Raw genomic sequence first — 9,617 nt, forward strand, 5'->3', positions numbered from 1 at the left:
TTGAAGGGGCTGGGTCAGTCGACGTATCTGGGGAATACCACACCCCTTTCCCGAACAACCCCGCTCCCACAGGGGGTTGTGTTCACAACACATAGAACCAGATCGCCACAAAGTGCAGCAGGCTCCCGGCAATCACGAACAGATGCCAGATCCCATGGGCATGCCGCAACCGATCCCCGAGGGCAAAGAAGATGATGCCCACGGTGTACAGCACGCCCCCCATCGCCAGCCAGGTAAAACCGGCAGTGCCCAGCGCGGCGAGCAACGGCTTGACCGCCACCAACACAATCCAGCCCATCACCGCATAAATCACGATCGACAACACCCGCGCTTCCGAGCGCGGTTTGATCTCCTGCAGGATGCCGATCAGCGCCAGCCCCCAGACAATCCCGAACAGCGTCCAGCCCCACGGCCCACGCAGCGTGACCAGGCAGAACGGCGTGTAGCTGCCGGCGATCAGCAGATAGATCGAAAAGTGATCGACCTTTTGCATGATCGCCTTCTTGCGCCCGCGCACGCTGTGGTACACGGTCGATGCGCTGTAGAGCACCAGCAAGGTAAAGGCGTAGATCGCCATGCTGACGATCTTCCACGCACTGCCATCCAGGCTCGCGACCACGATCAGCCACACACCCCCGACAAACGCCGCAATCGCCCCGACCAGATGCGTCCAGGCGTTTAGTTTTTCCCCGTGATACATCGTTTACCTACCTCGTATTTCGCTACAGCCAGCCTCAAGCATAAATCCTCAACATGTCCGTCCATCGCGATCTTTTGATCCCGATCGTTCCCACGCTCCGCGTGGGAATGCAGCCCGGGACGCTCCGCGTTCCAAATCCACGCCCCCTCAGGAGCCGAATGCAGAGCGTCCGTTGAGGCATTCCCACGCAGAGCGTGGGAACGATCAGGCGCAGGACAGCGGAATTGGGCACAATCGACAGATTCCAAAAAGAGTCCACCCCATGTTGATCGACGAAGAGTTGACCCTGAAAAAACTCGAGGTGTTCCTGGCCTTCATGCGTACCGGCAATCTGGCCCGCGCCGCGGCCGAGTTGCAGACCAGTAACGTCAGCGTGCACCGGGCGATCCACTCTCTGGAAAGCGCCCTGCGCTGCCCGCTGTTCAAGCACGAAGGCCGCAACCTGACGCCGCTGGAAAGTGCCTATGTGCTGGAAGAGCGCGCGCAGAAGCTGATTCATGACGTGGTCGAAAGCGTGCGCCTGACCCGCGAGGCCGCGGGGTTTTCCGCCGAGCGTTTCAAGCTGGGCTCGCTGTATTCACTGACCGTGAAGACCGTGCCGCAATTAATCATGGGCCTGAAGATCCGCCGCAGCGAACTCAACATCGACCTGATCCTGGGCTCCAATTTCGACCTGCTCTACAAGCTCAAGAACATGGAAGTCGATGCGATCCTGGTGTCCCTGGACGACAGCATCAACGACCCGGACCTGGAACACCTGCCGTTGTTTTCCGACGACATCTTCCTGGCCACCCCGGCCGATTCGAAGTTCGCCCACCGCGCTGAAGTGGACCTGGCCGAGGTGCGCGACGAAACCTTCATCACCCTGACCCAGGGCTTCGCCACCCATCAGGACGGCAATCGGGTGTTCAACCAGGCGGGGTTCGAGCCGAAGGTGGCGATGCAGGTCAACGACATCTTCACCTTGCTGAGCATGGTCAGTTCGGGCGTGGGTTATGCGTTGCTGCCGGGGAGGATTGCGGCGGTGTATGAGAACCGGGTGAAGCTGATTCCGTTGCAGGAACAGTACCGGTTGCAGCAGCACATTGGGGTGGTGTTTCTCAAGGCCAAGGAGCGGGATCCGAATCTGCTGGCGTTGTTGGCGGAGTGTCGGATGTATGCCAATCGGCAGGTTTGAGACCGAGTCGTCTGCATCGCGGGCAAGCCCGCTCCCACAAGGTTCTTCGTCGTACACAAATAATGTGAACACCACCAAACCTGTGGGAGCGGGCTTGCCCGCGATAGCGATTTCAGGTCTTACCCAACAATCCCGCGAACAATGAAGTAAAGCACCGAAGGCCCCAGCAAACAGCCCAGCCCGGTATGGAAAGTCGCCGTCAATGCCCCATAAGGCACCAACCGCCGATCCGTCGCCGCCAGCCCTGCCGTCACACCGCTCACGGTACCGGCCAGACCACCGAACACCATCGCCGAACGCGGATTGTCCAGGCCCATCCAGCGCGCTGCCATCGGCGTGCCGACCATCACCAGAATCGCCTTGATCAGGCCGGTGGCAATCGACAGCGCCATCACATCAGAGGTTGCACCAATCGCCGCCCCCGTCACCGGGCCGACGATGTAAGTCACCGCTCCCGCGCCAATGGTAGTCATGCTGATCGCATCGCGATAACCGAACGCCCAGGCCATGCAGGCCCCGACAATGAACGGCAGCACCGTGCCCAGCAGCAGCGCGATCACGCCGATCATCCCGGCTTTCTTCGCCTCGGTAGCCTGCACTTCGAACGCCGTGGCGACGATGGCGAAGTCCCGCAGCATGGCGCCGCCCATCAGGCCGATGCCGGAGAACAGCGTCAGATCGGCCAAGCCTTTTTGCCCGCCGGTCAGGGTACCGCCTACCCAGGCCAGGACCAGGCCGATGACGATGGCAATCGCCGAGCCGTGGATGCGCCCGAATGTCAGACGTTTCGACAGAATCACCGACACCCACATGATCACGCCGACGAAGGCGAACGCCGTGACCAGACCGTTGTGTTCCAGACCTTTTTCGATGAGATCCCACATATCAGCGGCCTCCTGCTGGTGTGGCAGCTACCGATAACTCGGTCGGTTCCTCAGGCAACGGCTCACCTTTGTGAGTGCGGCTGATCAGGGCAATCGTGCAACCGCAGACCACCACCGAACCGATCGCCGCCAGCACCGCTACCGGGCCGCCGTGCAGGGCCGTGACCACGTTCTGCTGCGCGGCCATCGCCACCACCACCGGAATGTACATGGCGCCCCAGAAGCCGACGCCCATCTCGCAATCCTTGGTCATGCCGCCGCGCTTTTGCATCCACAGCCGAGCGCAGATCAGCAGGATCATCGCGATCCCGACCCCGCCGACGTTGGATTTGACGCCCAGCAACACGCCAAGCATGTCACCCATGATCACTCCTGCCAGCGTACAAATCGCCAACAGCGCCACACCGTAAATAATCATTGTTGTTGTCCTCAAAGTGCATCGTCGAATGTTGTTTTTGTTGTTCGAAGGCCTGAGTCGGTGGTCTAGGGTTGGCGGCTACCCTCCTCACGCAACAGCGCCTGCAGGGTATCGAGTCGCGCACCGTCGAACGCCATGACGGTGCCTTGCTCGAACACCCGGCGCGCCAGCCCGGTCAGCACCGCACCGGGCGGCAGTTCGATGTGTAGACGTACGCCGCGCTCGTAAGCGCTTTGTACCGTGCCGCGCCAATCCACCACGCGGCACATGTTGAAAGCCAGGTCGTCGCGCAGGGCCTCGGGGTTGATGATCGGCCGTGCGCGGCTGCCACTCAGGTAGCCGATTTTCGGGGTTTGCAGCTTCACGCTGGCGAAGGCTTCGGCCAGGGTTTTCGCAGGTGCATCGAGCAGCGGACAGTGGGACGGCACACTCACCGCCAACCGTTTGGCCATGCCGGCGCCACGGCTTCTTGCGAGATCGGCAACCGCCTTCATAGCGCTGTCGCTGCCGGCGATCACCACCTGGTTATCGGCGTTGATGTTCGCCAGATAAACCGGCGAAGCATCGCTGTGAACCTGCGCCAGCAAAGCTTCTACCGTCGCCAGTTCCAGACCCGTGATCGCCGTCATGCCATAGCCCTGAGGATAAGCCTGCTGCATCAGTTCACCGCGCAGGCTGACCAGATGCAGCGCATCGCTGAAATCCAGAGTCCCGGCAACAACTGCTGCCGGGTAGGCACCGATGGACAGGCCGGCGACGTAATCCGCCGGCATCGCCAGCTGCCGCGCCGCCGCCACACCGGCGATCAGCAGGCAGAGCTGCACCGCGCGGGTCGATTGCAACGCTTGCGCAGAATCCAGCCGCGAGACGTCCTCACCGAGCACATCGCTGGCCTCGATCAGGGTTTCGCCGGACACGCGCTGAAGCATGCCTGGCTGCTGCGCGCCCTGACCCGGGAACACCAGCAAGCTGCTCACGCTGCTTGCTCCTGCGGGTTCCACGGATCAATCACCAAACAGGCCTGGCTGGCATTTTTCAGCAGCACGCGACTCGAAGCACCGGCCCACTCACGCAAGGCCACAGCGCCGAACGGCGTCTGCAACTGCATGTCCACCACGCACTGCGCCGCATCGAGTTGAGCCACCAGCGCACGAGCCTGAACACGAGACAAAGGCTGCGGTGTGCGCAGGATCAAATCCAGATCGCTGCCTTCATGCAACGCTTCAAAACCGCTGGCCAATTCGAACCCGGCGCTGCCACTGACACCCCACACCCAACCGCAGCCGTCGAGCAGTGGACGCAGTTGTTTCAGTGCCCGAAGCGCCGGGAGATCCCGCAAGCTATCGACATGGCACAGCGCTTCAGGCTGCACCCGACGCGACACCGATCCAATCGCCATCGACGCCGCGTAGCGCTGCTCACGCAACCGTCCACGCACGCCGACCGCCACCTGCCCCGCCGCCGAAACCGCACGACGCACCACCACCGGCTGGCCGGCACTGAGCGAGTCGATCACCCAGGCAGGCGCGTCCGCTGGCAGCTGCTCCGGGGACATGCCCCAGAGCAGGTCGTGGGCCATGAGCGTGCTCACCACTGCTCTCTCAACAGTTGGCGAACGTGGCTGGAGGCCGCGCGGTTGCTGGCGCCCAGACGACTGCTCAAGTCTCGGCCGTTGCCGGCAACATCGTTGATCGCCTGCGACAGGCATTCAGTCACGCGGCTCACATCGGCGGCGGTTGGGGCTTCGATCTGTTCCACCGACAGGGTTTCCCAGAGCAGCCCGAGGCTGGCATAGCTGTCGATGTCATAGGCCATCGGCGGCACGCTGGCGGCCAGAGTTTCCAGTTCTTCGATACTGCGCAAAGTCACCCGCGCCGCCGAGGCTTTGCCCATGGCATGCACCATCACCCCCGGATCACGCAGAGCGATCAGCCGATTAGACTGATAGCCGTGAGCCAGAAACGCCCCGGACATCGCCTTGCCCACCAGCAGGCCGATCACCGCATGCCCGGCCAGACGAGCGCGGGCGTAACTGTCCGCAGCAGCCGCCAGCGCCTGATGAATGCCGAGCGCTTCTTCGCGACGGCCATAGGCCTGGCTCGGTACGTCGACGATGGCGATCAATGCGCGTTTATTCGGTTTGTCCTTGTCAGCCGTGATGACTTCATCCACCGCCTTGGCCAAGCCCCAGCCTTCAAGCAGGCCGACCTCGCCATTGCGAGCGCGGGCGAAGCGATTGTCGGGGTCGGCCACCACAGCGATAAAGCGCACGGCTTGATCGCCCAGAATTCCATCGGCCACTTTCAATGAAGTCGGCAAGCCGTCGACCGCCTTGGCTTCGGCAGCCAGAGCGTTGAACCAGTGCAGGCCCCGGAGGGAATACGAACTCATGAGCGCGCTCCTTGATACAGGTCGCGAACCGTGGCCGGTTCGATTTGCGGTTCGGCGTTGAGCTGAGCCAGCCGTTGCAGAAAGAGATCGGCCTGAGCGCTGCGTTGCTGCGTCGGCAAACCTTGCTTGAACAACTCGCCGACCTGTTGACGGATATGCGCCACGTCGTCCTCGGCGTAACGGTCCACCAGCCCGGTGGCGAAGCGCTGCTCGCCACCGGTCAGACTCCAGATGAAGGGCCGGTCGCGGGAGTCGTATTCTTCGAGCCCGGCTTCCTGTTCGATCACCTGCGGACCGTTCAGGCCCAGACGCGCCTCCTGGGTCACTACCAGATAACTGCACAACCCGGCGGCGATCGACATGCCGCCAAAGCAACCGACGCTGCCGGCGATCACACCCACCACCGGTTGGTACTGGCGCAGATCGACGATCGCTGCGTGGATATCGGCAATCGCCGCCAGGCCAAGGTTGGCTTCCTGCAAGCGCACGCCACCGGTTTCCAGCAGCAGGATGGCGCGGGTCGGGATGCCCTTGCGGTTATCTTCGGCGGCCAGTTCAAGCGCGCCGGCCATTTTCGCACCGCCCACCTCACCGAGACTGCCGCCCTGGAAAGCGCCTTCGATGGCGGCGATGACCACCGGCTGACCGTCGATGCTGCCCTTGGCGATCACCACGCCATCATCGGCCTGCGGCACCACGCCCTGACGCGCCAGCCATGGCGACATGACACGCTGGAAAGGGTCGAGCAATTCGCGAAAGGTGCCGATATCCAGCAGGGCTTTTGCCCGCTGCCGCGCACCGAGTTCGATGAAGCTGTGTTTGTTGAGCAACGCGGTGCTGTCAGCCATGAGCGATCTCCTCGAAGCCCTGTTCCAGGCGCAGACGCACCACACCCGGGGTGGCGCCGAAATCGTGGATATCAATGTCCATCGCCGACGGCGTCTGACCGTCGAACATCCGTGAAAATAGATGCTGCCAGCGCTGCTCGCTGCCGTTGACCGAGGTCTGCACGGTGATGGTCAGCTTGCCGGGTTGGCCCGGTTGGATCAGCACTTCCAGATCGCCGGAGCCGACGCAACCGACCAGCGTGCGTCCGCGTGGCGGCTGCCCGGCGGGGAATTCAAAGGATAAGGTTTCCATCAGAAAGCTCCCTGGATGAGGCTGTCGCCCGACTCGATACGGTCGATGAACAGGCAGGCTGCGAGCAGGTCGGCAGCACCACCGGGCGAGGCATTCAAAGCGATTAATTGTTGGTCCAGCTCATGCAGCCGACGACGGCCGGTGAGGCTGGCACTGCCGCCTGCATCGAGTACCGCCTGGGCGCCGCGCTGCATGGTCTGCAAGCCTTCTTCGCCGGCGCGGTAGAGCACGCAGGTGTCGGCCAGCCGGGTCATGATCGCCAGCAGCGCATCGAGCCGGGCGTTCTGTTCGCCGTTGCCGGCGGCGCGGCTGCGCTTGAGTTGCGGCAGGGCGCGTTCGATCACCGACGGGAAGCCGAGCTGGGCTTCTTCACGGGCACCGCGTGCGCCGTAGCGCTGAGCGACTTGTGCGCCGTGGCTGAGCGGGCGTGGTGCGTGGCGATCTTCAAGCAGCGCCAAGCGAGCGGCGCGTAATGCGATGGAACCGGCAGCGCTGGATTTTGGTTCGAGGGCGACGGCTGCGACCAACAGGCCCAAGGCCCAGATCGCGCCTCGGTGAGTGTTCACGCCGTCGGTGGTGGCGAGCATTGCCTGTTCGCCTTCACGACCAATCAGGCCGATGGCTTCGCGCAGCGGCAGACCGATTTCGCCGATCTCGATGGCGGCCTCGGCCATTTCCTTGAACGCCGGCCACAGGGCCAGCGCCGAGGCGTGCATCAGCCCCAGGTGCAGATCGGTATGGGCGCCACTGCCGCGACGGTCGACCAGAGCAGGTTTGGGCGACAGGTCTGCTTCGTCGATCAGCGCGTCCACCGCCAGGTCCGCCAGGCGTTCGGCCAGGCTGACGGGTTTGGGTTGCAGGTTGAATGCGTGCATTTACCAGCTCCTGAACTTGGCGGGCGGGTTGTAGAGACCACCGGACCACTCCACCAGATCGGCCACGCTTTTCGCGGCGAGCAGTTCGCGGGTGGCGTCGGTGCGGCGGATACCGAGGTCTTCGGGCAAGGCGATCAGGCCTTCGCGGCGCATGCGCGCGGTGTCTTTCGGGTTGTGCCGCAAGCCGATGGCGGTCACCCCGGCGACGGCGGCGATCATCGCCTGACGCTCTTCCAGCGAGCGGGCCTTGTACAGGTAGGCGATGCCTTCTTCGGTCAGCAGGTGGGTGACGTCGTCGCCGTAGACCATGATCGGCGCCAGGGGCATGCCGCTCTTCTTCGCCACGTCGATGGCATCGAGGGTCTCGACGAAGGTCGGTTTGCCGCCTTCCTGGAAGGTCTCGACCATTTGCACTACGAGCTTCTTGCCGCGCTCGAGCATCGGTTCGGCCGAGTCGGTGTGGCGCATGTCGAGCCAGGCCGGCGTGCCGTGACGACGACCGCGCGGATCGTGGCCCATGTTCGGCGCGCCACCGAAACCGGCCAGGCGGCCACGGGTCACGGTGGAGGAATGACCGTCGCCATCGACCTGCAGGGTGGCGCCGATGAACAGGTCCACGGCGTATTGCCCGGCCAGCTGGCTGAACATCCGGTTGGAACGCAGGGAGCCATCGCGCCCGGTGAAGAACACGTCAGGGCGGGCGGCGATGTAGTTTTCCATCCCCAGTTCGGTGCCGAAGCAATGCACGCTTTCGACCCAACCACTTTCGATGGCCGGGATCAGGGTCGGGTGCGGATTGAGGGTCCAGTTGCGGCAGATCTTGCCCTTCAGGCCCAGGGATTCGCCGTAGGTCGGCAGGATCAGTTCGATGGCGGCGGTATTGAAACCGATGCCGTGGTTCAGGGACTGGACGTTGTGTTTTTCGTAGATCCCGCGAATCGCCATCATCGCCATCAGCACGTGCACCGGCTTGATGTGGCGAGGGTCGCGGGTGAACAGCGGCTCGATGTAGAACGGCTTGTCGGCCACCACCACGAAATCGACCCAGGAGGCGGGAATGTCGACCCGTGGCAGGTCGGTGACGTCGTCCACCAGCTGGTTGACCTGGACGATGACGATGCCGTCGCTGAAGGCGGCCGGTTCGATCAATGCAGGAGTGTCTTCGGTGCTGGGGCCTGTGTAGATGTTGCCGGCGCGGTCGGCCATGAAACCGGCCGAGAGCACGACGTTGGGGATCAGGTCCACCACCAGCCGGGCGTAGAGTTCGATGTAGGTATGGATCGCACCGATTTCCAGCAGCCCGTCTTCGAGCAACTGGCTGATGCGCAGGCTCTGGGTCCCGGCGAAGGAGAAGTCGAGCTTGCGGGCAATACCGCGCTCGAACAGGTCCAGATGCTCGGCCCGCCCGACGCTGGGCATGATCATGTGCAGGTCATGAAGCTTGGCCGGATCGGCCTTGACCAGCGAGCGGGAAAGGAAATCCGCCTGCTTCTGGTTGTTGCCCTCCAGCACCACACGATCGCCCGGCAGGATCAGCGCCTCGAGCGCCGCCACAATGTTCTCGGTGGGCAGCACCACACCATCAGCCAGGCCCTTGACCTGCTCAAGCCGCCGCTGCTTCTCACTGCGCCGCCGCGTCCATCGCGAGTCGGGGGATATTGTTGTTGTCATGACCACTCCACGGGTTCGCTGTCGTGGGGGTCACCTTAGGAGTGTTGGGTGGGGGCATCAATCAAGCAGCGTGGTGGATCGTTACGGTCAGAGTAATAGTTGCCCGAACTGACGCCATCGCGAGCAGGCTCGCTCCCACAAAAGATCTGTGGCGATCCTCCTGTAGGAGCTGTCGAGTGAAACGAGGCTGCGATCTTCTGATTTTCAAGATCAAAAGATCGCAGCCTTCGGCAGCTCCTACAGTGGCGGGGTGTCAGGTAATGAAGATGTTGAAGCCACCGGCCTCTTCGCGGGCAAGCCCGCTCCCACAGGGTTTGTGGGTGTACAAAAAATTTGAAAACAACCCAAATAACTGTGGGAG

The 9,617-nt window shown here is 62.9% G+C and carries 11 protein-coding genes; 1 reads left to right on the forward strand and 10 read right to left on the reverse strand.

Annotation, left to right across the window (positions count from 1 at the left end; translation table 11 throughout):
• Positions 1-82: 82 nt before the first annotated feature.
• Positions 83-700: a PAQR family membrane homeostasis protein TrhA gene (trhA, locus tag ACW9JE_RS25130; RefSeq protein ID WP_457434266.1), complete on the reverse strand. Its 618-nt coding sequence runs from the start codon at positions 698-700 to the stop codon at positions 83-85.
• Between the two features lie 262 nt (positions 701-962).
• Here trhA and ACW9JE_RS25135 point away from each other — a divergent pair, with 262 nt between their 5' ends.
• Positions 963-1,877: a LysR family transcriptional regulator gene (locus ACW9JE_RS25135; RefSeq protein WP_224537837.1), complete on the forward strand. Its 915-nt coding sequence runs from the start codon at positions 963-965 to the stop codon at positions 1,875-1,877.
• Between the two features lie 119 nt (positions 1,878-1,996).
• On the opposite strand, the gene madM is transcribed toward ACW9JE_RS25135, so the two are convergent.
• From madM to mdcA, 9 genes are all read right to left on the reverse strand, one after another.
• Positions 1,997-2,761, reverse strand: a complete 765-nt coding sequence (madM, locus tag ACW9JE_RS25140; RefSeq protein ID WP_224538820.1) for a malonate transporter subunit MadM — start codon at positions 2,759-2,761, stop codon at positions 1,997-1,999.
• 1 nt (position 2,762) lies between these two features.
• Entirely contained in the window at positions 2,763-3,179 is a 417-nt protein-coding gene (gene madL / locus ACW9JE_RS25145) for a malonate transporter subunit MadL (RefSeq protein WP_224538818.1), read from the reverse strand.
• 65 nt (positions 3,180-3,244) lie between these two features.
• A complete protein-coding gene (gene mdcH / locus ACW9JE_RS25150; RefSeq protein WP_457434267.1) occupies positions 3,245-4,156 on the reverse strand; it encodes a malonate decarboxylase subunit epsilon in 912 nt (303 codons plus the stop codon).
• The gene (locus ACW9JE_RS25155; protein WP_457434268.1) at positions 4,153-4,773 is read right to left on the reverse strand and encodes a malonate decarboxylase holo-ACP synthase; all 621 of its coding nucleotides are present in this window, start codon (positions 4,771-4,773) and stop codon (positions 4,153-4,155) included. The genes mdcH and ACW9JE_RS25155 overlap by 4 nt, the downstream gene beginning before the upstream one ends.
• On the reverse strand, positions 4,767-5,570 hold the full coding sequence (mdcE, locus tag ACW9JE_RS25160) for a biotin-independent malonate decarboxylase subunit gamma (RefSeq protein ID WP_457434269.1): 804 nt from the start codon (positions 5,568-5,570) through the stop codon (positions 4,767-4,769). Before mdcE ends, ACW9JE_RS25155 begins: the two co-directional genes overlap by 7 nt.
• Complete coding sequence (locus ACW9JE_RS25165; protein WP_457434271.1) at positions 5,567-6,418, reverse strand: biotin-independent malonate decarboxylase subunit beta; 852 nt, start codon at positions 6,416-6,418, stop codon at positions 5,567-5,569. Before ACW9JE_RS25165 ends, mdcE begins: the two co-directional genes overlap by 4 nt.
• Positions 6,411-6,710: a malonate decarboxylase subunit delta gene (locus ACW9JE_RS25170; RefSeq protein WP_457434272.1), complete on the reverse strand. Its 300-nt coding sequence runs from the start codon at positions 6,708-6,710 to the stop codon at positions 6,411-6,413. Before ACW9JE_RS25170 ends, ACW9JE_RS25165 begins: the two co-directional genes overlap by 8 nt.
• Positions 6,710-7,585 (reverse strand): triphosphoribosyl-dephospho-CoA synthase, encoded by an 876-nt coding sequence (locus ACW9JE_RS25175; protein WP_457434273.1) that lies wholly within the window; start codon positions 7,583-7,585, stop codon positions 6,710-6,712. Before ACW9JE_RS25175 ends, ACW9JE_RS25170 begins: the two co-directional genes overlap by 1 nt.
• Positions 7,586-9,256, reverse strand: coding sequence for a malonate decarboxylase subunit alpha (gene mdcA, locus ACW9JE_RS25180; protein WP_175376665.1), 1,671 nt, complete (start codon positions 9,254-9,256; stop codon positions 7,586-7,588). It abuts the gene before it with no gap.
• Positions 9,257-9,617: the final 361 nt, after the last annotated feature.

Source organism: Pseudomonas sp. SDO55104_S430 (assembly GCF_054070595.1).